The sequence below is a fragment of the Rhizobium sp. R635 genome (assembly GCF_002211285.1).
In the GTDB taxonomy this organism is placed as follows: Bacteria; Pseudomonadota; Alphaproteobacteria; order Rhizobiales; family Rhizobiaceae; genus Rhizobium.
The window spans coordinates 63,649-88,746 of sequence record NZ_LOKX01000012.1; the positions used below are offsets into that span (position 1 = coordinate 63,649).

Here is a 25,098-nt window from a genome sequence, read left to right on the forward strand (position 1 = left end):
TCTCATTCTCCTCAATAGATATCCGGTTCGCCGACGGTTCTGCCGAAGCCCGTTTCAAGAAAATCGAAGTCGCAGCCCTGGTCGGCCTGCGTCACATGGCGGGAGAACATCCAGCCGTACCCACGCTGAAAATGCGGCTCCGGCGCCTTCCATGCTTCACGGCGGCGGACGAGTTCTGCCTCGTCCACCAGCATATCGAGCCGGCGGTTCGGCAGGTCGAGGCGGACGATATCACCCGTTCTGAGCAGCGCCAGGGGGCCGCCGACATAGCTCTCCGGCGCCACGTGCAGGATGCAGGCGCCGTAGGACGTGCCGGACATGCGGGCGTCCGAGATGCGCAGCATGTCGCGGTGGCCCTGCTTGATCAGCGCCTTCGGGATCGGAAGCATGCCCCATTCGGGAAAGCCCGGTCCGCCGAGCGGCCCGGCGTTGCGCAGCACGAGGACATGATCGGGCGTGACGTCGAGATTTTCGTCGTCGATCGCCTTCTTCATGTCGGGGTAGCTGTCGAAGACCAGCGCCGGCCCCTGATGCACATGATATCTAGGGTCGCAGGCGGCGGGTTTCATCACCGCGCCGCTGGGGCAGAGATTGCCGCGCAGAACGGCGAGCGATCCCTCGTGATAGACCGGGTTGGAAAGCGGCCGGATGACATCGTCATTATAGACCACGGCGCCGGCAAGGTTCTCGCCCATGGTCTTCCCCGTGACGGTCATCACCGTCAGGTCAAGCCTGTCCTCGAGCTGCTTCATCAGCGCCCGCAGGCCGCCGGCATAGAAGAAGTCCTCCATCAGATAGTCTTTCCCGGAGGGGCGGACGTTGGCGATGAGCGGCGTCACCCGTCCCAGCAGATCGAGATCGTCGAGCGTCAGGTTGATGCCGGCGCGCCGGGCCATCGCGATCAGATGCACGACGGCATTGGTGGAACAGCCCGTGGCCATGGCGACGATCGCGGCGTTGCGGCAGGCCGCTTCCGTGACGATCCGGTCCGGTGTCAGATCCTCCCAGACCATGCCCACGATCCGCCGGCCGCAGGCGGCCGACATCCGCTGATGATTGGCGTCGACGGCAGGAATGGACGATGCCCCCGGCAGCGTCAGCCCGATCGCATCTGCGATCGCCGTCATCGTGCTGGCGGTCCCCATCGTCATGCATGTGCCGGCGGAGCGGGCGATGCCGCCCTGAACGCCCAGCCATTCCGCGTCGGTGATGTTGCCGGCCCGGCGCTCGTCCCAATATTTCCACGCATCGGAGCCGGAGCCGAGGATCTTGCCGGCGTAATTGCCGCGCAGCATCGGCCCGGCGGGCAGGTAGATCATCGGCACGCCGGCCGACAGCGCACCCATGACGAGGCCCGGCGTGCTCTTGTCGCAGCCTCCCATCAGCACCACGCCGTCGAGCGGATGCGAGCGGATCATCTCCTCCGTCTCCATCGCCAGCATATTGCGGTAGAGCATCGAGGTCGGCTTGGTGAAACTTTCGTCGACCGACAGCGACGGCAACTCGACGGGGAAGCCGCCGGCCTGGGAGACGCCCCGCTTCACGTCCTGCGCGCGTTCCCTGAAATGGGCGTGGCAGGTGTTGAGTTCGGACCAGGTGTTCAGGATGCCGATGATCGGTTTGCCGCGAAAATCCTCCTCCGCGTAACCGAGCTGCATCATGCGCGAGCGATGGCCGAAGCTGCGCAGGTCGTCAGGCGCGAACCATCGCGCACTCCGCAGCGTTTCCGGCGTTTTCCTTGATGTCATGACAGACCCTTTTCGAGAGGGAAGGGGCGACCCATCGCCATTCCTTCGTCTCCATTGGCAGACAGGAAGCCATTGAAGCACTAATGCATCAGTGCATCAACATTGAAAACATGATCTAATCATTGCCACGAAGCAGGGACAGGCCAACGAGATGAGTGGAATGGTTCGGGACAGCCGATTGGATCGGTCGCGGCAGGTGGCGCTGCAGATCCACGAGATTTTGCAGGCCAGGATCATGAAGGTGGACCTGGCGCCGGGAACGGTCCTGTCCCGCGCCTCGCTCCAGCTCGAATTCGGCGTGAGCCAGACCCCCGTGCGGGACGCCTTGATGCGTCTCCAGGAAGAGGGGCTCGTGGAAGTCTATCCTCAATATGCGACCGTGGTCGCCAAGATCGACATCGATCATGCGCGCCAGGCGCAGTTCCTGCGGCTGTCGATCGAACTGGAGGCGGTGCGGCGGCTGACCGAGGAAGCGCCGGCGCAGACGGCGGCGGAACTGCGTGAGATCCTGGCGCGGCAGAAGGCGGTTTCCTCCCCTGAGACCTACGACGTCTTCGACGACATCGATCGCGACTTTCACCGGAAACTTTACGAGAAAGCCGGAATATTGCAGCTTTGGGCCAATGTCAGGCGCCAGAGCGTGCATATCGACCGGCTGCGGCGGCTGAACCTGCCCATGCCGGGCAAGATGCAGACCGTGCTTGCCGATCATGAGGCAATCGTCGCGGGCATCGCCTCGGGAAACCCTGGCGCCGCGACGGCGGCGTTGCGGAAACACCTGTCCGGCACGCTATCGATCGTCGACGTGATCAAGGCCGAGTATCCGGATTACATTCGCGGCTGACGCGTGTCGGCGCAGAAATGAGCATGCCTCACGCAATCTCCCGGCGCTAGATTTCCTCAGTGCCCGCCAGGGTGGCGACGCATGATCTCCATCGACAGAGGTTTCCATGGCAATGAGGAAATATACTGCGGAAGCAATCGGTACGTTCTGGCTGACATTTGGAGGCTGCGGCAGCGCCGTTATCGCAGCCGGCCTGCCGAATGTCGGAATCGGATATCTCGGAGTGGCGTTGGCATTCGGTTTGACTGTCGTGACCATGGCCTACGCCATTGGCCATATCTCGGGCTGCCATTTGAACCCGGCGGTCACGATCGGCCTTGCAGCAGGCGGACGGTTCCCGGCGAGCCAGATCGTCCCCTATATCGTCGCTCAGGTGGTCGGCGGCGTCATCGGCGGCGGCGTTCTATATCTGATCGCCAGCGGCAAAGCCGGTTTCGATCTCTCCGCGGGCTTTGCTTCGAACGGCTACGGAGAACATTCGCCCGGCCAATACAGCTTGTTTGCATGTTTTGTCGCAGAACTTGTGCTGACGGCGGTGTTCCTTTTCATCATCATGGGGGCAACGCACGGCGAGGCTCCCGCCGGCTTTGCGCCGCTTGCCATCGGTCTCGGACTGGCGCTCATTCACCTGATCAGCATCGATGTCACGAATACATCGGTCAACCCGGCGCGCAGCACCGGCGTGGCGGTCTTTGCCGGCGGCTGGGCCGTTCAGCAGCTATGGTTGTTCTGGTTGGCGCCGATCGCCGGCGGCGTGATCGGCGGCGCGCTTTACCGCTGGCTCAGCCATGAACCGCATGGCGTCGTCATCGGAACCGCCCCGGCGGAATAAGCCGGCAAAGAACAACCTTCTGATCAGGCGACCGCCATACGCTCGCCGATATCCTCGGCGAGCTAGGCAAGAAACCCATCCAGGAACCCGAGCACGATCCGAAGCCGGCGGACTGGATCTGGCAATATCCTGTCGTGACCGGACGCGGCGGCTACGTCTTCATGCACAACGGCGACAACATGACCCGCTACCCCTATCGCGGTCCGAAGAAGGAAGCGTTGCTCGCCAATATCGCCGTCGCGTTGAGAAGGCTCTCGATGCGAGAGTTATTGTTCTAACCGAGATAGAGGAAGGCCGGGGCATCGATCTAAACTCGCGACGGTCGATGAGGTTCAAGATGCTCGAAGAGCACAATGCAAGCGGAAAGCGAGAGATACCGCAATGGCTCGAGTGCGCACGTTACACTGTTGAAGCAAGCCCGTTACCCAACCCGCGTCGAGCTAGCGTTTCGGCACGCCCTCCGGTCGCAGGTGCTTCTTCAAAGCTGAGATACGGAAGATCGCGTTGGCGGCTCCATAGCCCCTGTAGCTTCGGCGCTGGACGATCTCGAAGAAGAAGCCCTCGCGGAATGTGGAACTGTAGAGCTGGAAATATTCGCCCTGATCGTCCCGGTCGTAGAGGATGTTTTCCGCTCTCAGCCGGTCGCTGAGTTCCGATTCCAGGCCAAAGCGGGCTTCGATGTCATCGTAATAGTTCGGCGAAATGACGAGGGGCTTGAAGCCGTTGCGGCGCAGGCTCGCTGCGGTGGCGAAGATATCGTCGGTATAAAAGGCAAGGTGCTGCACACCCGAGCCGAATGTCTCGGCCATGAAATGCCCTGCAAGGGTGCGGCGGTTTTCGGCGCCGTTCAGGGTGATCCGCAACGAGCCGGACGCGTTTTCCACCACCTGGCTACGGACGATGCCGGCGGGGTCGATGATGTCGACCATCGGCGTCTTCTGCGTCTCGAAGATCGAGGTGTAAAACAGCATCCACGTCAGCATCTCATCATAGGGAACCGTCTGGGCAACGTGATCGATATGAAGAAGATGGGCGGGGACGATATCGGTCTCGTCCTCGACGGGAACGAAATCGACTTCCGAAAACCGGGCGAGATCGCTCTTGTCGTCTATGAAATAGATGAGCCCGCCGCCGACACCCCGAATTGCTTGAATTTCCATCTCGCCCACCCCGACCGGCTGGCTGAAAGGCTCCGCGTCGAGGGCAATCGCCCTGTCGAAAGCGTCCCTGGCGTCATCGACCTTCAATGCAATGGCATAGGCCGACGTTCCGCGCACGGCGAACGAGGCGCCGGCAAAGCCGCGATCATCGGTATTGACGATGAGGCAAATATCCCCCTGGCGGTACAGGGCGACGCTCTTCGTCCGGTGGACGGCCGTCTTGCGAAAACCCAGGGTTCTCAATATGCCGATGAGTTCGGCCGCCTCGTCCTCGTCCGCCGAAAACTCCACGAAAGCGATGCCCTTGACGGCCGCACGGTCGGGCATGGCCTTGACCGATAGCTGCTCGGAGCCGGCTTCACGCCGAACCCGGTCGCCGAGATAGAGCAGCGAGCGATGCCCATCGGCGGCGATCGCACGAGGCAGCCCGCCGCGAAACTGGTCGTTGAAGATCTCCAGTGAGAAGTAGCCGTTATATCCTGTCTCGGCGATCGCCGCTGCGAAAGCCGTTACCGGAAGGTCGCCTTCGCCCGGCATGTTGCGGTAATGCCGGCTCCAATGGAGAAGATCCATGTCGATGAGCGGTGCGTCCGCCAACTGGACGATGAAGATCTTGTCCTTCGGAATCGAGCGGATCGAATTGATGTCGATCTTGCGTGAAAGACTGTGGAAGCTGTCGAGGATCAGGCCGACATTTGTGTGATCGGCCCTGCGCACGATTTCCCAGGCGTCGCGATGGTCATTGATGTGCCGCCCCCAGGCGAGCGCTTCATAACCGACCCTCAGGCCTCGCCTTGCGGCGCGCTCGCCGAGCTCGTGAAAATCCGCCGCCGCCCGATCGATACCGCCGAGCGAGGCGGACGAGACGTTCGAGCAAACCAGAATGAGGTCGGCGCCAAGTTCCTGCATGACATCGAACTTTCGTTCGGCACGGTCGAAGGTACGGCCGCGCAAGGGCTCGGGCATGCCCTCGAAATCGCGGAACGGCTGAAACAAGGTGATTTCAAGCCCGCGGTCGCGCACCATCCTGCCGACATCCGCCGGCTTGCGGTCAAAGGCCAGAAAGTCGCTCTCAAAGATTTCCACGCCATCGAAGCCGGCTTTGGCGATCGCATCCAGCTTCTCGGGAAGCTCTCCGCTGATCGATACCGTCGCAATCGAAGTTTTCATCGGTCGGCTCCTGCAGGGTTTCTAAAGCGTGTCGCGATCTTTCAGATTCGCTGTTGGCGCTTTAGGTCTTTGTTTTTACGCATGTCGTTCTCGCAAAGCCGCTGCTCACTTTTGCGCGACAGGCTCTAGAGTGCGGTCAGAAATTCCGGTCTTCCCCGAAGGCCGGCATCGAGCACCAGCACGCGGCCGGCGAGCGGTTCGGCTTCCTTCTGCGCGGCCGAAAGAGGTTCGCTTGCCGACGTCACGTAGAGCCGGTCGAGATTTTCGCCCCCGAAGCAGCAGCAGGTCGGATGGCTGACGGGCAAGTCGACCGTTCGATCAATCCTGCCGTCCGGACTGTAGCGCACCAGCCGCCCACCCGCATATTCGGCATTCCAGAGAAAGCCCTCCGCATCGATGCAGCTTCCGTCAGGGCGCGCCGGGGCGGTCGTCGTCGTAAAAATCCAGCGGTCTCCGACATGGCCTGTCTCCGCATCATATTCGCATGCCCAGATCGTGTAGGCGCGTGTATCGGCGAAGTAGAGCCGCTGTCGTTCCGGATCGAAAGCCAGCGCATTGGGAATGGCGAGGCCATCGGCAAATGTGGTTATGCTGAGATCCGGCGAGATTCTGTAGATCGCGCCAACCGGCGCATAGTCGGTTTCTCGCAATGTGCCGATCCAGAAATTGCCCGCGGAATCCGTCCGTCCGTCATTTTTCCGATGCCCGGGCTGCCCCGGTTCCGGGTCGATGAGGAAGTGTTGCTCTTCCGTTTCGGGATCGTAGCCATACAGTCCGTCGTCGCAGGCAAGCAGCAATCCGCCGGCTTTGCGCAATGCGAGTGAACCTATCCGCCGCGCCGTCACCGCATGAGCGACAATCGTTCCGCTTTTCGGATCGAAGCTCCACAATGCCGGAGCAAGCACGTCCGCCCACCACAATCGCTGACTGCGCCCACACCAGACGGGGCATTCTCCCAGTCTCGCGGGGGCGCAGCCGAGCGCTTCAATGCGCATGTTCTTCCTCGATGTGCCCGCCCAGAAAGAGCTGGCCGACCCGCGGGTCGGCGAGGAGAGCGGAGGCCTTGTCGTGCATGCGGGTCTGACCGAGCTCGAGCACGAGGCCGTAATCGGACATGGCGAGGGCCGACTTTGCGTTCTGTTCCACCATCAATATGGTGACGCCCTGGTCGCGCAGTTTGATCAGGGTCTGGAAGACCTCCTGCACGAGATTGGGCGATAGGCCGATCGAAGGCTCGTCGATCAGGATCAGCTTCGGATCGAGCAGCAGGGCACGGGCCACCTCCAGCTGCTTCTGCTGCCCGCCGGACAGCTCGATTGCCTTGCGATCGCTGAATTTGCGCAGCATCGGAAACTGGTCCATCACCATGTCGATGCGCTTGCGCACCTTCGCCTGGTCGCTCGCGGTGATGCCGCCGAGCTCCAGATTATGGTAGACGGAAAGCTGGGGAACGACGTTGCGGCCCTGGGGGACGTAGGTGACGCCGTGCCCGATCATCTGCCGCGGCGTTTGTCTGGTCACGTCCTTGCCGTCGAGCAGGATCTGGCCGGAATTGATGGTCAAGAGACCGAAAATGGCCTTGAATACCGTCGACTTGCCGGCGCCGTTCGGGCCGATGACCGTGGTGATCGACGCTTTCGGAATCGAAAAGGATACGCCGTTCAGAATGGTGATCTTGCCGTAACCGCCATGGATGTTTTTCAGTTCAAGCATTCTCAGCCTCCGAGATAGGCATCGATGACGGTCTGGTTCGACCGGATTTCGTCCGGCGTGCCTTCGGCGATGATGCGGCCTTCCGCAAGGACGATGATGCGGGAGCACAGGCTCATCACGAACTCCATATTGTGTTCGATGACGACGAAGGTCGTGCCGTGCTCGGCATTGTAGGCGATGAGCCGATCCTTGAGGTTGGCGAGCATCGTCAGGTTGACGCCGCCCGCCGGCTCGTCGAGCAAGACGAGGCTGGGGCCGGCCATGAACGCCATTGCCGCATCCACCAGCTTCTGTTGGCCGTAGGAAAGGGAGCCTGCCAGCGTGTCGCGCAGATGCCCGAGGCGAAAGAACGCGATCAGGCGCTCCGCCTCTGCCGTCAAACCGGCATCGCCGGGGCCGAAGAGACGCGAGAGCATCGTACCGTGATGCTCCTGACCGGCGAGGATGATGTTGTCGAGCACGGACATCTTCGGAAAGACCGAAAGCTGCTGAAAGGTCCGCCCGACGCCGAGCTTGTTGAGATCGGAGGCGCGCATGCCGGAGACGTTTTTACCGTTGACCGTCACGTCGCCCGTCTCCGGGGTCAACTGGCCGAGGATGCAGTTGAAGAGCGTCGACTTGCCCGACCCGTTGGGGCCGATCAGGCCGAGGATCTCACCTTTGCCGACCTCGAAGGAAACACCGTCGACGGCGCGGATGCCGCCGAAACTCTTGCCGATGTTGCGGATGGAGAGGATGGGCGCGTTCATTTCAGGCTGGCTCCTTGCGCCATGTCTGTGCGGACCTGCTGTTTCGGCCAGAATTTGTCACGGATTCTGGCGCCGACGCCGATCAGTCCCGACGGCACGAAGATCAGCATGACGATGACCAGCGCGGAATAGATGATGAGATAATATCCTTCGGTGAAGCGCAGGACCTCAGGCAGCAGAATGACGACACCTGCTCCCACCCATGGCCCGAAGAAGTATCCCGCACCGCCGACGATCACCATCAGCAGAATGCGAAGGGAATGGGCGAGCGCGAAGGACCCGGGCTCGATGAATTGGACGAGAGGCGTGATCAGCGTGCCGGCCAGCCCGCCATATGCGGAACCGATGGCAAAGGCGAGAAGGGTGATGCGCCGCGTATCGACGCCCAGGCTCTCGGCGCGGATCGGGTTTTCACGCAAGGCCTTGAATGCGCGTCCCCACGGCGAGCGCACGATCCCCCACATGACGAGTGCCGCGAGCACCGTGACGGTGAGCGTGAAATAGTAGAAAGGCAGCTGTTTCATCGTCGAGAACAGACCAAAATCCGGGCGAGGCATGCCGACGAGCCCGATGCTGCCGCCGGTCAGCCAATCCTCGTTTCTGAGCACGAGGAAGACGAGCGTATTGAAGGCGAGCGTCACGAAGGCGAGAAAATGGCCTTTGACGCGCAATGCGGGATAGCCGAGGAGCAGACCCACGACGAAACATGCCAGCAGCGCCAGCGGCGTGGCCACGACCCAATGCCAGCCGGCAAGCGTCAGCAGCGCCGTTATGTAAGCCCCGATCGCCATGAACGAAGCCTGCGCCAGCGAAATCTGACCGGCATAGCCGAGCGTCAGGTTCAGTCCCATCGCGGCGATCGTAAAAATGAGCCATGAGGTCAGAACGTAGATGATGTAGTTCTTCTGGCCGATGGGAGCGACGATCGCCAGCGCAAGAAGCGCCAGGATGATCGCGACACGCATTTTGGAGCTTCTCATCATCAGACGGCCCTTCCTTCGGATGTTCCCATGATGCCCTGCGGCCTGACGAGGATGATGACGATCAGGAGGAGGAGGGGCAGGGCGGCACGGTATTCCGCCGTGACATAGGCTGCGGTCAGGTTGTCGAGAACGCCGATCAGCAGGCCGCCGACCAGCGCGCCCCTTATCTGGTTGAAGCCGCCGACGATTGCCGCGATGAAGGCGATCAGGCCGAGCGTCTCGCCGTTCGAAAACTTGGCGAGATAGACAGGCGTGATGAGGTAGGATGCCAGTGCTGCGAGCGCCGCGTTGATCAGGAAAGTATAGAGGACCATGCGCTTGACGTTGACGCCGAGGATTTCCGCGACTGCGGGATTCTGTGCGGTCGCCTGCATGGAGCGCCCGGTACGCGTGCGATTCAGGAACAGGGTCAGGAGGACGACGATGCCGAGACAAAGCACGAGGTTGAAAATATCCTGCATCGACAGAACGGCGCCGAATACGTTGATCGGATCGCTCGGGAACATGGCGGGAAACGGCTGGGCTTCGGCCGAGTAGAATTCCTTGACGCTCTCCTTCAAGAGAATTCCGAGCGCCATGGTCGCAATGATCAGGGTGATCCCCCCGTGCGGAAGTATGGGCTCGACCATCAGCTTCTTGAAAAGGACGCCGAGAATGATGACCGACAAGATGAGCCCGGCGAGCAGGGCAGCCCAAAACGGCATGCCGAGAATGCTCATGCAGGCGAGTACGAAGAATGCCGGCAGCATGACGAATTCGCCCTGGGCGAAATTCACCGTCTGCGCCGCCTGCCATACCAGCGTGAAACCGATCGCGACGAGCGCATAAATGGAGCCGGTCGCCAGACCGGACAGTAAGACCTGTAGGAATTGAGACATCGTGCCATTCTCTCGAAGGGCCGCGGCGGCCGAAGCGGCCGCGGCTGGGTCGGGGATCGATCAGTTGGCCGGAACGGTTCCGATCACAACCGGCGAGCCATTCTTCACCTGGACCATGAAGCTCGGACGCGACATTTCGCCATGCTCGTCCCAGCAGGTGTCGAGAAGGATCTTCGGATAGTCCGCGGCCTTCAGGCACAGCCCATGCATTTTCTCGGAGAAGGCTTCGCCGTCGAATTCGCCGACCATCTCGGTGACGTATTTCGTCGTCCAGGCGCCGATATAGCCCTTGATGGCGTCATGTGTCGGCTTGCGTTTGTATGTCTCTTCGAATTTCTTGTCGAAAGCGCCGATGCCGGGAACATCCGTTGCCGCTGCCGTCAGGCCGACATGGGCGATGGCGCCATCGGCGGCGGGGCCGGCGAGCTCGACGACCTTGGCTTCGGTAAGCGTGACCTCTCCCAGGAGCGGCATGGGCAGGGTCTGTTTCCTGGCCTCGATCAGGAAGCGGGCCGATTCTTCCTGATTCATGTAAACGAAGACCGCGTCGGGATTGGCTTCCTTGAGTTTGGCGACGTCGGCTGCATAGTCGGCTTGCCCCTGTTCGGAGGAAACATCGGCGATGACGTCGATCCCGGCCTTCTTCATTTCTGCGGCGAAAACATCGTGGCCGCCTTTGCCGAATTCGTTGTTCACCCAGGCGATGCCGACTTTTTTGGCCTTGAGCGTATCGGTAAAATAGCTCACCAGCGCGGGGATGCCTTTCTGCGAGCCCGACGAGGTGCGGAAGACAAAGGGATTGCCCTTCTGCACGATGCTCGGAGATTCCGATCCGACGAATTGCGGGATGCTGTTCTGCTGGGCGACGAGCATGTTGACCATCGTCGAGCCCGAATAGATCGTGCCGAGGATCGCATAGGCCTCTTCGTCGATCGCCTTCTGAACGAGGGCGCGCGAAACCTGCGGATCCGTCTGAGTGTCGTATTCGCCGAGTTCGATCTTCTTGCCGAGAATCCCGCCCTCGGCATTGATTTCCTCTACCGCGATCTTGACGCCGTCACGCCAGTTCGTTCCCGAGGGGGCGCCGGCGCCGGATAGTTCGGCCACCATGCCAAGCTTCACGGTGTCCTCGGCATGCGCCACGCCGAGACCGGCCAGCAGCGCGGTCGAAATTGCAATGAGTTCCTTTCGGTACATGTAGTCCTCCCAGTTAAAAATAGACTGGCTTTTTACGGCGCCGTCTCCATGCGCCACCAGGCTTCACGTCAGCAGGAGACGAAAGCTAGCCACTTTTCAAGTGCAGTTCCCGTTGCGTCGGTCGCGACAGCAAAAAGTCCACAAGCGTAACGGCTTGCGCGTCGAACATTCCGGCGCCTGTCATCGTCCGGCATCCACGCCGGCGGGCTTCTTCGATCAGCGGCGGCATTTCCGGCTTCGTGATGACGCAGGCCACGAATTGCCAAGACTCGAGCTTTGCGACATCGATCGGCAGGGGATCATGCGGCCGCATGCCGAGGGGCGTGGCATTGGCGACGAGATCATAGCCCGTGGGATCGGCGCTGCCACGACGCACGCGCCCGGGGAATTGCTGCTCGAGCTTTGCTACGACAGTGTCGCGCCGCGCAACGTCGATATCGTGTATGGCAAGCACCGCGGCACCACGCCTCATGATCTCGAGCGCGATTGCCGAACCGGCGCCGCCACAGCCGACCAGCAGGCATTTGCGATCGGCAACGAAAAACCCCTCGGCTTCGATCCCGTCGAGATAACCAAGCCCGTCCGTATTGTCGCCGTGCCAGCCCTCCTCGGTCCGGCGTACGACGTTTGCCGCCTCTACGAAGACGGCACGGTCGGTCGCCGTCGTGCAAAGCGTGAATGCGGCTTGCTTGTGCGGAACGGTGACGAGGATGCCTCCCGTATTATGCACCGAATGAAGCGCACGAAAAAGATGGGAGAGATCGCAGGCGCTGACATGCATCGGGACAACGACGGCGTCCTGCTGACGATCCGCAAACAAGCCGGTAATGGCGGCCGGCGAGCGAACCTGAGCGATGGGGTCGCCAACGACCGGAAAGAGCCTCGTATTTCCCGAAGGGATGATACCCGTCATGTGTCGTCCGTTCCACCGGGAGAGGGGAGGGACGGGCCTTCCCGTCGCATCCGTCTCCCGAAGCAATCAATCCTGCGCTCCAACAGCGCATTTTCGATTGAAGCCTAGCGAACCCTGGGCGGCATATCGAGTATCATTTTTGCAGGCTTCCGTAACATCATGTTAATGCCTGGCTGCGTGTCCATGCAGGGTGCGGGGGCGACAGATCCGCATGCCTGCTAGGAGCGATCGACATTCAGGATTCCCAAATCAGTTGATGACTGATTCATAGCGCACCGTGTTGAGCACGGAGACCTTTGATGGGTGTGAAGCGATACGAGTTGAACGAGGCGCAGTGGTCGAAGATTGTTCTTTTGCTGCCGGGCAAGGCCAGCGATCCAGGTCGGACAGGTGCGGATAATCGTCTATTCGTGAATGGTTGTCTGTGGGTTCTACGCTCAGGCGCACATTGGCGGGACCTGCCTGAGCGCTACGGCAAATGGAAAACAGTGCATCGCCGCTTCAGCCGCTGGTGCCATGCCGGCGTATGGGAGCGGGTCTTCGACGCACTCACAGCGGACCGGGATAACCAGTATCTGATGATCGACAGCACCATCGTCCGCACTCATCAGCAGGCGGCGAGCGGAAAAGGGGGGCCAAGGATCAGGCGCTGGGGCGTTCCAGAGGTGGATTGACGACCAAGATCCATATGCTGGCCGATGCGCTCGGCCGCCCCCTGCGCTTTGTCGTGACGGCCGGCCAGGCCGGTGACATCACGCACGCCCCGGCTCTGCTCGATGGTCAGATAGGAAAGGCTGTGCTCGGCGATAAAGCCTATGACGGCAACGCCTTGCGCGAGACGATCAAGGCTATGGGCGCCGAGGCAGTCATTCCATCAAAACGCTCCCGCAAGATCATCATTCCGCATGATCCTGTCGCCTACAAGCATCGCAACCGCATCGAACGCTGCTTCAATCGGCTCAAGCACTTTCGACGCTTCGCCACCCGCTACGAGCGTCGAACCATTCATTTCACTGGATTCATCCAACTCGCCGCTATCATGATATGGCTACAATGAATGTCGATCGGCCCTAGCACCGGCCATTCCTCCGTTTCGTCTTTTTCTCGGGAGATTTGAGTGAACTGACGCTGTTCATCTCCTGGCGAAGAAGCGATCGGAAATGCTCTGCATAGACGGAAAGGGGTAGATCCTTGCGGTAGGCAATGAAGGTATGAAAGATGCTGTCGGCGTCGATCTCGATGCTTTTCAATCCGCGAACGACGCCATGCGCCACGGTGAATTCATCGATGATCGCGATCCCCAGCCCGGCCGCGACGAGACTGCAGACCGTCGTGCCGAAGCGAGCCTTGATGTTCATCTGGTAGTCGACATGATTGTCCGTGAACATCGCTGCCATGACTGCCCCATACGGGTCCTTGGGATTGATGCCGATGAGTGGGTATTCGGACATCTCCTGGGGCGTGATCTTGTCTTTGATCGCGAGTGGGCTCGTCTCCGGGACGATACATAGGAGCCGGCCGCTCGCCAGCGGTTCGAATTCGATCAGCGGATGGTCGAAGCGCGAGGAGATCGCGACCAGTTCGCCGCGGCCGAGAAGCAGGTAATCGATAGCCTCTTCGATCTTGAGTATGTTGAGGTCGAGCCCGAGATCCGGAAAACGTTGCCGCAATCTCGCGACGGTCCTCGGGACCATGACATTGGCGATGCTCGGCACGGAGGCGATGCAAAGCTCCTGGCTCTGGCCTCGGCCCAGTCCCGCGACGGCCGATTGCAGATCGTCGATCTTCCGGTGCACCACGTCAAGCAGATCGAAAATGTTGCGCGCCTGCGAGGTGGGAACAAAACGGCCGGCTCTGCGGTCGAAAAGCCGGATCCCAAGCGAATCTTCCGTGTATTTCATCAGGCGGCTGAGGCCGGGCGCAGACACGTTGAGAAGCTTGGCGGCGCCAGCGATGCTGCCGGTGACCATGATGGCTCGTATGACCTCAATTTGTCGTAGTGTAAGCATTGATGCCGAGTCCGCATTAGCCGATATGTTTCGCCACACATTGTAGCGCCGACTGCACAGGTGCAAATGTGCATAAGATTCGCAATGGACTACAATGGCTGGCGAATTTACTGCAAAGAAAATTACACTTAAATCGTCTGCTTATTCGTCGTCGGTTTGCGACTTCTATTGTAAATGCAACAAGGGCTTAAAGGCTGCGACAGGGCAGGGAGATCAGCCCCCGATCCGACCGGCTGGGCTGGGTTGTAAGGGAGAAACGGGGGCGGGTGATGACGCTCCCCTTTGGCTTTAGCTTTCTCAGTAGCAATTGTTTCGTCGCCGGTTGATATTCATTCGCACCTGCACGAGGCCGGGTAGGGACCAAAGCCGCACGATGCTTCCGCAAATCAAGTTGCAGGGTGACGTCGACGTCGCCGCGCTGTCACTACTTGTTCGTGGCATGCTTCTTTTCGATTGCCTGTGTTGATGGTGAGGGTGGCATAGGATTGACGGCGACCGGCGCCATGACGCATGCGTGGCGCGGAAAACGCCGTGCTTGTCGCTGTAGAAAGCCAGCGGCTTGCCCCATTGCTGCAGATAGGCCTTCGTCGCATGCAGATAGTCGAATGTATTCTCCGATCCGGCAAAGTGCAGGTGCAACAGCTTGCCGGTGGCGTCATCGATGTAGACGAGCAGGGCGCATTTGGGGCCGCGGTTCTCGAACCACCAGTGATGCGAGCCATTGATCTGGACGAACTCGCCGAGACAATCCCGCCGGCCGCGCGGCTGGAAAACCCGCTTCTTACGTTCGCGCCGCGAGATCCAGATGCCGGCCTCGGTCATCCATTGGCGCAGCGTTTCCTTGGCGACCGAAATCTGATGCAGTTCGATCAGCTTCTCGCGCGCCAGCGTCGGCCCGAAATCCAGATAACGTTCGCGGATCAGATCCAGCGCCGCATTGCGAAAATCCTCGCTGTGACGCCGATTGCTCGGTCGGGATCGCTTCTTCGAAACCAGGCCGGCTTCACCGAAACGGTCATAGGCCTGCAGCAGCCGATGAACTTGACTTCGACTGAGTTCCAGCAACTCGGCCGCCTGGATGATGCTCAGGCGCCGGTCGCGGATCTTCTGAATGACTTCGAGGCGATGCAATTCTTTCTGCGACATGGTGATCAAACAGGACATGACGACTCCGACCGCTCATGGTCTCGACCAGGCTGGAGGTCGTCATCCTTGCTCCTGACGTTGGCATTGACCAGAACGGCGAGAGGCGAGACTGTCGCATCTCTAACTGGCCCAACTGTCGCATTACTAAATAGCCGCTACATATTTTTATCGCATAAGGCGATTTATGGAACTTTTGGCAGTTTTCCGGCTGCACAGAACAGGTTTGGCATCTTGTTGAGTGATCAACCGTGCGCCGCGCTGACGTGAAAATATCCTTAATCGACTCATTGCTACAGCGCGATGGCTTCTGGTTCCGATCAAGAAGTAAATGTGGGCTACACCCCAAATCCACCAAGCGAGCCAGCCGGCGATTGTTAGGCGCCCGAAGTCGATCACCGCCAAGTTGCGTCCAATCGTGGCCAAGCTTCTTCACCTTTCTTTTCCTTAGCTGCCGCAATCTACCAGCCACATTGTATGGGAAGAGCAAGCTCGCGATTGTCCTTATTTGGAGATTACGATGAGGAACCGGTTCGCGAAACTGCCTTCCAATGTTGCAAATCCGGCGTGGAACATCAGCCGGGTATCGTGCTGTTTCGCACGAATTGGCGGCTGCTGACAAAGCGTGAGCCCAGTACGAGTGTAGTCCGCGGCGACTCTATGGCTATCGGTCGTCTGTTGAAGTTCAATCCGCTCCTGCTGCTTGGCGTCGCTTGCGCCTCCTCGCGTTCTGCTGTGGCCATGAATAGGGGCTGCGGCTCGCCGCACAGCGCGCCGCTCGACCCCTCCTGCGCAAGGGTGGCAAAGTCCTGCAAGACTTATTATCACCGTCAAGCACTCTCCTCGCACCTGTCGATCGAGATCGCAGAAATGCAATCGGGTACCGCGATTCTAGGAAAATCCTTGGCGAGGCATCAAGGACTTTCCTCTGACAACGCGCTTAGCGATTTAACAGACCTTGACGACATCGAGTTTCAGAAGCCTGCCCAGCTTGCTGATGCGCTTGGCGATATGCCCAACCCCCACGGCGCAATGATGTGCCGGGCCTTGCTCGTTCCAGGACTCGACGAACGCCCTTGCACCTATCGGAAATTCGTACCGGCTATTGGTGTTGCCGATTTCGAGGATCGGGCCGGGCACGGATTGCCCCTCGGCGCAAACCAGCTTGAGCGCACCGGCGCTCTCCACCACCGACAGCAGCGTCACCGGCCCATGCTTGACCGACATCTCGACGCTGACGCCGGAGCCGACCTTTCCATGGTAGACTTGCAGCGGGCGTATCTTCGTCCTGCCCTCGGCGATCCGCGTATGCCCGGGACCATCGTGCCCCATCAGCACGATATCGGCGTCGAAATCCATTGCATAGTATTCTGTGAAGGATCCGCCGGCGCCGAAGCTGTCCATGATCTTCATCGCCTGGGCGTTCTTGATCTCGTACTCGCCGGCAACGGGAATTCCGTCGGCGGTCAGCATGGAGCAGCCGACAATGATCGAGGTGATGACGTCCTCATACTCATGGCCGGGCACGGATTCGTAGTAGTAGGCAAGCGATCCGAGACGCTTGCTGTCGACGAGCTTGCGAAGAGCGACAGCCGTTTTCGCCGCGCGGGCAAGTTCGGTGGAGTTGCAGTCGGACTGTACGTCGAAATCAGATCGGATCCTTTCAAGGCTCGCAGCGATCTCGGCTTCCGTCACCTCGCGTCTCAACCTCGCAAGTTCATCGATCTCAAGCACTTCGATATGCGTCCCGAATGCGGTGCTTTGAGCTGTAAGGTCCGAATAGATGTCCAGCATGCCATTGTAGTAACGCCCCATCACGCCGAGGCGATTGTGCGCCATGACGTGGGCGACGCGGGCCGCCTCGATCCAGTCCTCGATCTCCTCGTCGACGATTGGATCGCCGCTCAGGACGCCGGTGACTTGATGAAACTCGATCCCCGCGCGCGTGAAGACATTTGCAATCTCAGGCACAGGGCAGGCTGCGCAGTGGGCAAGCCATTCCCCGGTCATGACGGTTCGGTCGCCGAGCGCATTGAAGGTGGAATAGTCGATCGCCGAGGTCGGCTGCAGGTTGAGGATGATCACCGGCACCTTGGCCCGCCGGACGACGGGGAGGACCGTCGACGACAAGGCGTAGGTGGTAATATAAAGAAAGATGATGTCGACGTCGGCTTCCCGGAAGGCGTGACCTGCGTCCAGCGCCTTTTCCGGCGTGTCGATGAGGCCGAGATTGACAACTTCAACGCCGGGGCGCGCCAACTTGTCGGCGACGACCTCCACGTAACCGCGCAGACGTTTTTCCAGGCCATCGAACTGCGGCCAGTAGGCCTCCAAGCCGATCCCGAACAGGCCGGCCTTCAAAGGGCGTTCAATCATCTCAATTCTCCAGAATATAATGCGGATCAGCCCTGCAGTCGGACTCGAAGCTGGTCGAGGCCCACCGCCAGGAGCAGGACGACCCCGCGCGTCACGTCCTGCCAAAAGCTCGAGACGTTCATCAAGGTGAGGCCGTTGTTCAACGTTCCCAGGATGAGGACGGCAATCAGCGTTCCCCAGACGCTGCCCCTCCCTCCAAACAGGCTTGTTCCTCCGAGGATGATCGCTGCGATGATCGTCAGAAGATGCTGGCTTGCGGCGTTGGGCGCGGCTGCGCCGAGCATGGCGGCAAGCACGATGCCTGCTGCGGCTCCCGAGATGCCGGAGACCACGTAGAGGATCATTTGCGTGCGCTCGACGGGAACGCCGAGCAAACTGCTGGCCTCCGGATTGCCTCCGGACGCGTAGACGAACCTGCCGAACGGCGTCTTGGAAAGTACCAGCCACAACACCAGGAACACGACCAGCATCAGGATCACGGGAAACGGAACGGACAGTAGGCGGCCCGACCCCAGCCAGTTGAAGGCCGGCACGAAAAGCGGTTTGCTCAAGCCACCTGTCATCACCATGGACAGACCGGAAAAAATGCTCATCGTTCCGAGGGTAACGATCAGCGGATTGAGGCGAAGCCGGGTGACGATCACGCCGTTGAGCACCCCAACGCTGCCACCTATGACCAGGGCCACGATGCAGCCGAGCCAGATATTGATGCCGCTTGCATGCGCAAGGGCGACGATCACACCGGCAAGCCCGGCCACCGCGGCGACGGACAGATCGAGCCCTCCGCCGATGATCAGCGGTGTACCGGCCGCCGCCATCAGGCCGATGAAGGCCATGTTCGTACCGATGTTGGCGAGATTGCTGATTGTGAGAAAGAATGGAGACAGCAGCGCGAATGCTATGAGAAGCACGACGTAGAAGCCGAGCAGGAGCACGATTCCGGCCGTCGGCCTCGCCAGCATATCGGCTGCAGGACGACGTCGGGCTGCCGGGGCCGGCGCATGCGCCGCGACTAAATTCGACTTGCTCATAGCTTCTCCCCGTTCATAACGTCCGCCAAGGGACGCGCTTCTGCTGCTTGCATCAATTCGGCCGCGGTCGCCTCTGATCCGAGCTCTGCGACGACGCGTCCGCCCTCCAGTACGATCATGCGGTCGGCGAGGCCTGCAATCTCCTCGGCGTCCGAGGAGACGAGCAGGATACCCAGCCCGTCCAGGGCAAGGCGGCGGATCTCTTCGTAGATTTCCCGCCGGGCGCCGAGGTCGACGCCGCGCGTAGGCTCCTCGAGAACAAGGAGCCTGGGTCTCCCGAGCAGCCACCGTGCAAGGCAGACCTTTTGCTGGTTGCCGCCGGATAGCAGCCGCACCTCCTGCTCAGGCCCGGTGGTCTTCACGCGCAGCGCCTTGATCCAATGCGCCGATATCGCTCGCTCGCGCTTCTGATCGATGACTCCCGATCGGGTAAAGAGACTGAGATAGGGAAGCGTCGTATTGGCGCGGACCGACAGGTTTCCGATCAGGCCCTGCTGCTTGCGTTCCGCCGCCACGAAGGCCATCCCGCTGCGAATGCTCGCCTTCGGGGTCGACAGTTCTGCCGCAGCACCGTTCATTTCCAGCGAACGAACCTTCGCGGCGGGTTCGGCGCCGTAAACCGCGCGGCCCAGCTTCTCGATCCCGGAGCCGATTAGACCGAACACCCCCAGCACCTCCCCGCGGCCGATGGTGAACGAGACATCGTCCAGCCAGCCAGGTTGCGACAATCCCTTGACGGCAAGCACGGCCTCGTCCGACGGGGATGCGGATTTCTCGGGGAAGAGATCTCCGAGATCGCTTCCGAGCATTGCCCGGAGAACCTCCTGATGACTGGTCGCGGAGGTCTGGAACTCTCCCTTGACCTCGCCGTCACGCAGCACAACGATGCGGTCGGACAGGCGAAAGACTTCGTCGAGATAATGAGAGATGTAGACGATCGTGACACCATCGGCACGAAGCGAGGCGATGACGCCGAATAGCGTTTCGGCATCCGCTTCCCCAAGCGCCGCAGTCGGCTCGTCCATGATCAGAATGCGCGCTTGCCCGGCCAACGCCCTGGCGATTTCGACGAGCCGCTGTTCGGGGAGGGACAGCAACCCCATTCTCCGTTCCGCGGAAATATGCTCGACCTTCAACCGGGTCAAAAGCTCTCTGGCCTGTCGAAGCATCTCCCCCCGGTTCACGAACGTCACACCCGCGATCTTGCGCGTCGGCATGGAACCGAGCGCGATGTTTTCGGCGACTGACAGGTCCGGATGAACCGAGATCTCCTGCGGCATCAGACGCACACCCGAAGCGATCGCGTCTCGGGCGGAGATGATGTCGACTGCCTCACCGTCGATTTCGATCTTGCCGTCGTCACACGCATAGACGCCGGACAGGATCTTCATGAGCGTGGACTTGCCGGCGCCGTTCGCCCCGAGAAGCGCCACGACCTCGCCGGGATAGGCCGAGAAAGCCACGTTCTTCAGAACCTGGCTGCCGGAAAAGGATTTTGTGACGTTCGTCAGCTGGAGCCGCGGTACGCGGCTCCCGTTGCTTGCAGCGCTTGGCATCGAAGCCTCCGACAATCGAGGATCATTGCTGGGGAAGAATTGCCTCGTAGCCCTTCAACCAGTCCTGCTTTTTCAGATCGGAGAGATAGGTGGCGAATTGAGCCTCCGGGAAGGTGTAGCCGTCCGCCTCGCCCGCGCATTCAAACTCCTTGTAGAATTTGCAGATATTGGACTTCGTTACCATCTGATGGGTGACGAAGGTGGCCTCTGGAACCTCTTTGCCGGCAAGAGACGAAAGCGCGATCGGAATGAGGTAGTTTCCGTAGCTGCCCGGAAACGACCCCGTCGCCGCGACGAGTTTAGGATCGGTGGCGAGCGCTTCGGCCTCGTCGGCGCCATTGCCGACCGCGATCGCCTGATCGACACGTCCGGCTGCTCTCACCGCCTGCAACATGCCCATGGTCGCCTGATCGTTGATCGCGATGATCATGATCGGAGCGCCCGGCGGGATACGCCCGAGCACGTTGTTCATCTGCGTGTAGGATTCCTGCAACGTGTTTTTCGTGTCGATCTCGATGATGTGGTCGGCTGGGAAGTCGTTTGTCAGGGACAGGAAGCCGGCGCGCTGCCCATCGGTGCGCATACGCGGGATGACGCCGGATTGGGGCAGTGCACCGATCACGAGATAGCCATTGTTGACATCTGCGCCAAACTGTTTCGCCGCGGCGGTTGCGAGATAGGAGCCACCCATGAAGCCCGACTTCGGATTGTTGACGCCGAAGAAACTTGCGCCCGGCATTGGAATATCGATCGCGGTCACCTTGGTGCCGTCGGCCTTGAAGACGTCCATCACCGTCTGCCCAAAGTTTGCATCCGTCTGGAACTCGATGACGTAGTCTACCTTGCGCTCGGCGAAGGACTTGGCGTTGGCGAGCGCCGTCGGGCCGTCGAGCCTGTTGTCGGCGATGACGAGATCGATGCCGGCCGCGTCCGCGTTCGCTTGAATACCCTTTTCGACCAACACGCCGAAGGCGATGTCGCGCTGCAGGTTTGCAAAGCCGATACTGTATTTCGTGCCGTTCTTCGGCGGCGTCACTTTCGAGGCATCGGCGACCATCGCCTTGAGGGCGTCGGCCGACAGCATGCTGCCATCGAACTTGGCCGGGTCGAAGCCGTGGAAATCGTCGGCATAAACACTGGTTGCCGCCAGGCAAGCGGCTGCGACCAGAAATCTGGTTGGGATTTTCATGTTTTCCTCCTCCGGCTGCTGCCCTCCCCGGCAGCAGTGATCTTCATCGCTTCAGCACCCTCCAACGTGTCTTGGTTCCGCGCTGAGATCTGGACCCTACCACCGGCCGATTGCCTTGACACGGAGCCAAAAACCGCAAAAGTGATCATTTGCATGCAAATAATGATCTTGATGGGCTGAACATCGTGACGCAGAATTACTTTGTCTACATGCCGGAAAACAGGGTATCTGCAGCATGGGGATGCACGGCAATATCCATCGGCTATACGGAAATTGCGCCGCACTCAAACTATCCCCCGAGCCGCCATCCCGACGACCATCATTTCAGCTGGTCGCGAGGCCGCATCCTCCAGGCATACCAAATCGTTCTGATCAGCTCCGGGCGCGGCAAGCTCGAATTCGGCAGTGGCCGGCGACAATTGACCATCAACGCCGGAACCATCTTTCTGCTATTTCCAGGCGTCTGGCATAGGTTTGCGCCCGATGTTCAAAGCGGCTGGACGGAGCATTGGATCGAATGCCGAGGAAACGCCTTTGATTTCGCTCTGGATTCCGGGCTGGTCTCGACAGAGAGACCGAACTACTCGGCCAGCCCGGAGGCGGCCGGCACCTTTGCCGCGATCCACGGGTTTGCTCAGCAAGACCCGCTTGCCAATCAACTGGTCCTTTCCACCCTCGGACTACAGTTGCTGGCCCTGCTTTGTAAGTCCGACGGCATGGCCGCGGATGCCAGCGCCCGGCTGATAGACAGAGCGCGGATGATCCTCATGGAGAGATGTGGCTCAAACCAGCCGGTCCAGGACGTCGCCGCGGAACTCGGCGTCAGCTACCCCTATTTCCGAAAGCTCTTTCGCCAGCAGACAGGCATGTCGGCAAAGACCTACCAGATGACGGTGCGTATCAAGCGCGCGCGTGATTTCCTTGTCAACACCGACAAGTCGGTGAAGGAGATCGCGGGATTATTGGGCTTTCACTCAGCTTTTCACTTTTCAAGCCAGTTCAAGGAAATTGTCGGTCTTGCACCGAGCGAATTCCGTTCCCGTTCGAGAGGTTGAAGTCGAGCGAGAAGTAGGACCTCCCCAATGCGAATTTTCACGGCCTCTTCCGGAGAGGAATGCACAGTTAGAGCAACCCTTTGCTTGGAGGACCCGTCACGCGGGGATTCCGGCTGCAGTTGAAAGGAATCGAACCGGGGTTGCGGTAGCGACAATCAGCAAACTGGCCAATTCACTGAAAATTCCGCCTCCGACGTCCTTTCGGAGCAAACAGGGCTCGCGGGAGAGCCATCTGACAGAATGAGGCGAGAAGCTTCTTCGTGTTGTGCCGGAACCAGTTCCGCACCTGATCGCTGTGATGGCGCCAGGCCACCAGATGGGTATTGTATTGGTCCGCCGCGCGACCCATTACCGATGCCTTCAGGCCGGTCTTGGCTGCCGCGATCATCCCGCTAGCAATCGCCAGGAGGCGGATTTCGTGATTGTGATGCCAGCGGCAATCGTCGTCGGTGAGTGTGCGAACTTGGTGGCATACAAGATGTAGGTCTTCGAGCTTGACAAGCTCTTCGTTGGTTTTGACGCCGCCGCACCATCAGAGGCCGTGATTATCGACGGCAGCTGCCTAGACAGTGATTGATGTTCGCAAAAGAATAGCGCCTAATAGTTTTACGCAGGGCAGTGAAGGATTTTCACAGCTGGGTCTAGACCCGGCGATCCGATTTCGCGAGGACAAGAATGAGTGAATGGCCGATGCAGAGTGACGGATTTTCACAGACCTCTGCTGCCTGAACGCGGTCAACCGGCTGGCTACGCAGCGATCATGTCACGCTATGACCTAATCTTACCGTCGCCCATCCGGGCGGCCGATATCTCTAACCGACATCACCCGATTTCAATAACCGAGGCATGGCCAATGCTGACGCCGCGGTATCGTCCGGAGCCTGCGCTTGGCGCTCATCTGGAATTTGCCTTCCGATACGAAGGCGTTGATCTCCAGGCGTTGTCAGCCCTATTTGAGACCATTGGCGGAGATCGAGGCTATCATTCGGGCAACGCCATCGTTGCTTTCACGCGCCGCCTTTAGTGCCCCCTCACCGCGTCAATGTCTGTTTGATACCGGCAATCCCGCGGCGCAGGAAAGGATCAGTGTGGATGTAGAAGAACTGAACGCCCTTCTGAAACCAGTGAGGCAGTTCATCGGCGGTCGCCAGCGTGCCCGCAATTTTGCCGGCTGCGCGGATCTTGTCGACGGCGACGGCGACCTTGTCGATCACCGCTGCCGGACGCGGTTCGCCGAAGGGCGGCGCCGGCGGATAGCCCATATTCTGCGAAAGATCGCCGGGTCCGATGAAAAAGACATCGATACCGTCGACCTTCAGCATCTCCTCGAGATTGTCGATGGCATCCACCGTCTCGATCATCGCCACCACCAGGCGCTTGTCGAAGTCGGACGGAAGAGCGTAACGCACCGCTTCGACGATGGCGCGCGCCTGCTCTGCCGTGTCCACCATCGGAACCATGATCCCGTCGGCGCCGGCATTCAGGTAGCGGATGATGATCGGGCGCTCGTGCGAGTGCGGCCGGATGATCGCCGCGCCGCCGACCGAGCGGACGATCTGCGCGGTCATGCGCACATCTTCAAAGCTCCAGCTTCCGTGTTCGCAGTCGACGAAGACGGAATCGGCGCCGAGCTCCACCAGTCGGCCAGCAAGGCCCGACGATACGTGGTGCGGCGTATACATGGTGACCGCCTCGCCGGCCAACAGCCGCGCGCGCAACTTCGCTCCGTTCATCATGTCCTCCCAATTCTACTTTTCCGGCAGATCCGGCGTATCGGCGGGCGCGCCGACCCAACGGGCAATTTCGATATCCGCAGACGTGTCCCGCATGAATGTCGGGCAGATGTGAAGTTCCGGAATCACAGCGCTCTTGTTCAGGCTGGCGCACAGCGCGATCGCGCGAGCGACGTCGTGAGGATCCATCATGACGGCACGTTCCTCCTGCAAAGGCGGCCGCGCGCGATTGTCCATGATCGGCGTATTCGTCTCGCCGGGGAGGATCGTCGTGGCGCGGATACCCTGATTGCGATAGGTGTTGTGCAGGAAGGTCATGAAGTTCTTCACGCCGGCCTTGGCCGCACCGTAGGCCGCGCCGCCCAGCAGGTTGGGATTGATCACGGCAAGCGACGAAACTGTGATGATCGTCCCCTCGCCGTTCGCGATCATATCGGGAAGGACTGCCTGGGTCAGGTTGAAGACGGCCGTCAGGTTGACGTTGATGGTCGAATTCCACTCGGCCTCGCTCAAGAAACGCGCATTCAGCACTTTGCTTGCGCTGCCGGCATTGTTCACCAGGATGTCGACGGGTCCGACGCTATCCTTGATCTGCTTCACGACCGCAAAGACCTCTTCGCGAGTCTCGATATCGAGTACCTGCGCAACGGCCTTGCCACCAGCCTGTTCGATCAAGGCCGCCACATCGCGTAGCGGTTCGATCCGCCGCCCGGTCAGCACGACGGTGGCGCCGTCCTTTGCCAGCAGCAGGGCGGTCTCGCGACCGATCCCGGAGCCGGCTCCCGTCACGAGAGCGATTTTTCCTTGCAGACGTCCCAT

20 protein-coding genes and 3 pseudogenes are annotated in these 25,098 nt (G+C 60.2%); 5 read left to right on the forward strand and 18 right to left on the reverse strand.

Features of this window, described 5'->3' with window-relative positions:
• Nucleotides 1-11: 11 nt before the first annotated feature.
• The gene (araD, locus tag ATY78_RS11030; RefSeq protein WP_088682377.1) at nt 12-1,748 is read right to left on the reverse strand and encodes an L-arabinonate dehydratase; all 1,737 of its coding nucleotides are present in this window, start codon (nt 1,746-1,748) and stop codon (nt 12-14) included.
• Between the two features lie 151 nt (nt 1,749-1,899).
• On the opposite strand from araD, the gene ATY78_RS11035 reads away from it, so the two are divergent.
• The 3 genes from ATY78_RS11035 to ATY78_RS11045 all read left to right on the forward strand — a co-directional run bounded on the left by ATY78_RS11035 (nt 1,900) and on the right by ATY78_RS11045 (nt 3,702).
• Complete coding sequence (locus ATY78_RS11035; protein ID WP_088682378.1) at nt 1,900-2,592, forward strand: GntR family transcriptional regulator; 693 nt, start codon at nt 1,900-1,902, stop codon at nt 2,590-2,592.
• Between the two features lie 106 nt (nt 2,593-2,698).
• Nucleotides 2,699-3,424 (forward strand): aquaporin Z, encoded by a 726-nt coding sequence (gene aqpZ / locus ATY78_RS11040; protein WP_088682379.1) that lies wholly within the window; start codon nt 2,699-2,701, stop codon nt 3,422-3,424.
• Nucleotides 3,425-3,558: 134 nt separating this feature from the next.
• A complete protein-coding gene (locus tag ATY78_RS11045) occupies nt 3,559-3,702 on the forward strand; it encodes a hypothetical protein (RefSeq protein ID WP_245313536.1) in 144 nt (47 codons plus the stop codon).
• Between the two features lie 162 nt (nt 3,703-3,864).
• Here the strand turns inward: ATY78_RS11045 and ATY78_RS11050 are convergent, their stop codons facing one another.
• The 8 genes from ATY78_RS11050 to ATY78_RS11085 form a co-directional block, all read right to left on the reverse strand.
• Nucleotides 3,865-5,754 carry a sugar phosphate isomerase/epimerase and 4-hydroxyphenylpyruvate domain-containing protein gene (locus ATY78_RS11050; RefSeq protein ID WP_088682380.1) on the reverse strand — a complete coding sequence of 630 codons (1,890 nt, stop codon included), beginning with the start codon at nt 5,752-5,754 and terminating at the stop codon, nt 3,865-3,867.
• A 125-nt stretch (nt 5,755-5,879) separates the two neighbouring features.
• The gene (locus tag ATY78_RS11055; protein WP_088682381.1) at nt 5,880-6,749 is read right to left on the reverse strand and encodes an SMP-30/gluconolactonase/LRE family protein; all 870 of its coding nucleotides are present in this window, start codon (nt 6,747-6,749) and stop codon (nt 5,880-5,882) included.
• Nucleotides 6,739-7,467: an ABC transporter ATP-binding protein gene (locus tag ATY78_RS11060; RefSeq protein WP_088682382.1), complete on the reverse strand. Its 729-nt coding sequence runs from the start codon at nt 7,465-7,467 to the stop codon at nt 6,739-6,741. Before ATY78_RS11060 ends, ATY78_RS11055 begins: the two co-directional genes overlap by 11 nt.
• A gap of 2 nt (nt 7,468-7,469) precedes the next feature.
• Nucleotides 7,470-8,216 (reverse strand): ABC transporter ATP-binding protein, encoded by a 747-nt coding sequence (locus tag ATY78_RS11065; protein ID WP_088682383.1) that lies wholly within the window; start codon nt 8,214-8,216, stop codon nt 7,470-7,472.
• The gene (locus tag ATY78_RS11070) at nt 8,213-9,181 is read right to left on the reverse strand and encodes a branched-chain amino acid ABC transporter permease (protein WP_245313537.1); all 969 of its coding nucleotides are present in this window, start codon (nt 9,179-9,181) and stop codon (nt 8,213-8,215) included. Before ATY78_RS11070 ends, ATY78_RS11065 begins: the two co-directional genes overlap by 4 nt.
• Before the next feature lie 17 nt (nt 9,182-9,198).
• On the reverse strand, nt 9,199-10,077 hold the full coding sequence (locus ATY78_RS11075) for a branched-chain amino acid ABC transporter permease (RefSeq protein ID WP_088682384.1): 879 nt from the start codon (nt 10,075-10,077) through the stop codon (nt 9,199-9,201).
• A 60-nt stretch (nt 10,078-10,137) separates the two neighbouring features.
• Nucleotides 10,138-11,274, reverse strand: coding sequence for an ABC transporter substrate-binding protein (locus tag ATY78_RS11080; protein ID WP_088682385.1), 1,137 nt, complete (start codon nt 11,272-11,274; stop codon nt 10,138-10,140).
• Nucleotides 11,275-11,359: 85 nt separating this feature from the next.
• Nucleotides 11,360-12,187 (reverse strand): shikimate dehydrogenase, encoded by an 828-nt coding sequence (locus ATY78_RS11085; RefSeq protein ID WP_088682386.1) that lies wholly within the window; start codon nt 12,185-12,187, stop codon nt 11,360-11,362.
• 299 nt (nt 12,188-12,486) lie between these two features.
• Between ATY78_RS11085 and ATY78_RS11090 the strand changes: the two are divergent.
• A pseudogene (locus ATY78_RS11090) lies at nt 12,487-13,244 on the forward strand (IS5 family transposase).
• A gap of 13 nt (nt 13,245-13,257) precedes the next feature.
• Here ATY78_RS11090 and ATY78_RS11095 read toward each other — a convergent pair.
• From ATY78_RS11095 to ATY78_RS11125, 7 genes and pseudogenes are all read right to left on the reverse strand, one after another.
• Entirely contained in the window at nt 13,258-14,196 is a 939-nt protein-coding gene (locus ATY78_RS11095) for a LysR family transcriptional regulator (RefSeq protein ID WP_088682387.1), read from the reverse strand.
• 504 nt (nt 14,197-14,700) lie between these two features.
• Nucleotides 14,701-15,360: pseudogene (locus ATY78_RS11105) on the reverse strand (ISNCY family transposase); the annotation flags it as partial.
• Between the two features lie 147 nt (nt 15,361-15,507).
• Nucleotides 15,508-15,768, reverse strand: a pseudogene (locus ATY78_RS28825) (hypothetical protein); the annotation flags it as partial.
• A 519-nt stretch (nt 15,769-16,287) separates the two neighbouring features.
• Nucleotides 16,288-17,715 carry an arabinose isomerase gene (locus tag ATY78_RS11110; RefSeq protein WP_088682388.1) on the reverse strand — a complete coding sequence of 476 codons (1,428 nt, stop codon included), beginning with the start codon at nt 17,713-17,715 and terminating at the stop codon, nt 16,288-16,290.
• A gap of 26 nt (nt 17,716-17,741) precedes the next feature.
• Nucleotides 17,742-18,746: an ABC transporter permease gene (locus ATY78_RS11115; protein ID WP_088682389.1), complete on the reverse strand. Its 1,005-nt coding sequence runs from the start codon at nt 18,744-18,746 to the stop codon at nt 17,742-17,744.
• Complete coding sequence (locus ATY78_RS11120; RefSeq protein WP_245313539.1) at nt 18,743-20,209, reverse strand: sugar ABC transporter ATP-binding protein; 1,467 nt, start codon at nt 20,207-20,209, stop codon at nt 18,743-18,745. The genes ATY78_RS11115 and ATY78_RS11120 overlap by 4 nt, the downstream gene beginning before the upstream one ends.
• A gap of 115 nt (nt 20,210-20,324) precedes the next feature.
• The gene (locus ATY78_RS11125) at nt 20,325-21,491 is read right to left on the reverse strand and encodes a substrate-binding domain-containing protein (RefSeq protein ID WP_088682391.1); all 1,167 of its coding nucleotides are present in this window, start codon (nt 21,489-21,491) and stop codon (nt 20,325-20,327) included.
• 185 nt (nt 21,492-21,676) lie between these two features.
• Between ATY78_RS11125 and ATY78_RS11130 the strand changes: the two genes are divergently transcribed.
• Nucleotides 21,677-22,546, forward strand: a complete 870-nt coding sequence (locus ATY78_RS11130) for an AraC family transcriptional regulator (RefSeq protein ID WP_245313541.1) — start codon at nt 21,677-21,679, stop codon at nt 22,544-22,546.
• A gap of 1,031 nt (nt 22,547-23,577) precedes the next feature.
• On the opposite strand, the gene ATY78_RS11145 is transcribed toward ATY78_RS11130, so the two are convergent.
• Together ATY78_RS11145 and ATY78_RS11150 are read right to left on the reverse strand one after the other, a co-directional pair.
• Nucleotides 23,578-24,279, reverse strand: a complete 702-nt coding sequence (locus ATY78_RS11145) for an aldolase/citrate lyase family protein (RefSeq protein WP_088682701.1) — start codon at nt 24,277-24,279, stop codon at nt 23,578-23,580.
• A gap of 15 nt (nt 24,280-24,294) precedes the next feature.
• Nucleotides 24,295-25,098, reverse strand: a complete 804-nt coding sequence (locus ATY78_RS11150; protein WP_088682393.1) for an SDR family oxidoreductase — start codon at nt 25,096-25,098, stop codon at nt 24,295-24,297.

What these genes read in the sequence shown, in the direction of transcription:
- ATY78_RS11065 (WP_088682383.1), bottom strand. Translation starts at nt 8,216, where the DNA reads ATGAACGCGCCCATCCTCTCCATCCGCAACATCGGCAAGAGTTTCGGC.
- ATY78_RS11060 (WP_088682382.1), bottom strand. Translation starts at nt 7,467, where the DNA reads ATGCTTGAACTGAAAAACATCCATGGCGGTTACGGCAAGATCACCATT.
- ATY78_RS11055 (WP_088682381.1), bottom strand. Translation starts at nt 6,749, where the DNA reads ATGCGCATTGAAGCGCTCGGCTGCGCCCCCGCGAGACTGGGAGAATGC.
- ATY78_RS11095 (WP_088682387.1), bottom strand. Translation starts at nt 14,196, where the DNA reads ATGCTTACACTACGACAAATTGAGGTCATACGAGCCATCATGGTCACC.
- ATY78_RS11080 (WP_088682385.1), bottom strand. Translation starts at nt 11,274, where the DNA reads ATGTACCGAAAGGAACTCATTGCAATTTCGACCGCGCTGCTGGCCGGT.
- ATY78_RS11085 (WP_088682386.1), bottom strand. Translation starts at nt 12,187, where the DNA reads ATGACGGGTATCATCCCTTCGGGAAATACGAGGCTCTTTCCGGTCGTT.
- ATY78_RS11035 (WP_088682378.1), top strand. Translation starts at nt 1,900, where the DNA reads ATGAGTGGAATGGTTCGGGACAGCCGATTGGATCGGTCGCGGCAGGTG.
- ATY78_RS11070 (WP_245313537.1), bottom strand. Translation starts at nt 9,181, where the DNA reads ATGCGTGTCGCGATCATCCTGGCGCTTCTTGCGCTGGCGATCGTCGCT.
- ATY78_RS11050 (WP_088682380.1), bottom strand. Translation starts at nt 5,754, where the DNA reads ATGAAAACTTCGATTGCGACGGTATCGATCAGCGGAGAGCTTCCCGAG.
- ATY78_RS11110 (WP_088682388.1), bottom strand. Translation starts at nt 17,715, where the DNA reads ATGATTGAACGCCCTTTGAAGGCCGGCCTGTTCGGGATCGGCTTGGAG.
- ATY78_RS11125 (WP_088682391.1), bottom strand. Translation starts at nt 21,491, where the DNA reads ATGAAAATCCCAACCAGATTTCTGGTCGCAGCCGCTTGCCTGGCGGCA.
- ATY78_RS11115 (WP_088682389.1), bottom strand. Translation starts at nt 18,746, where the DNA reads ATGAGCAAGTCGAATTTAGTCGCGGCGCATGCGCCGGCCCCGGCAGCC.
- aqpZ (WP_088682379.1), top strand. Translation starts at nt 2,699, where the DNA reads ATGGCAATGAGGAAATATACTGCGGAAGCAATCGGTACGTTCTGGCTG.
- ATY78_RS11150 (WP_088682393.1), bottom strand. Translation starts at nt 25,098, where the DNA reads ATGGGACGTCTGCAAGGAAAAATCGCTCTCGTGACGGGAGCCGGCTCC.
- araD (WP_088682377.1), bottom strand. Translation starts at nt 1,748, where the DNA reads ATGACATCAAGGAAAACGCCGGAAACGCTGCGGAGTGCGCGATGGTTC.
- ATY78_RS11145 (WP_088682701.1), bottom strand. Translation starts at nt 24,279, where the DNA reads ATGAACGGAGCGAAGTTGCGCGCGCGGCTGTTGGCCGGCGAGGCGGTC.
- ATY78_RS11075 (WP_088682384.1), bottom strand. Translation starts at nt 10,077, where the DNA reads ATGTCTCAATTCCTACAGGTCTTACTGTCCGGTCTGGCGACCGGCTCC.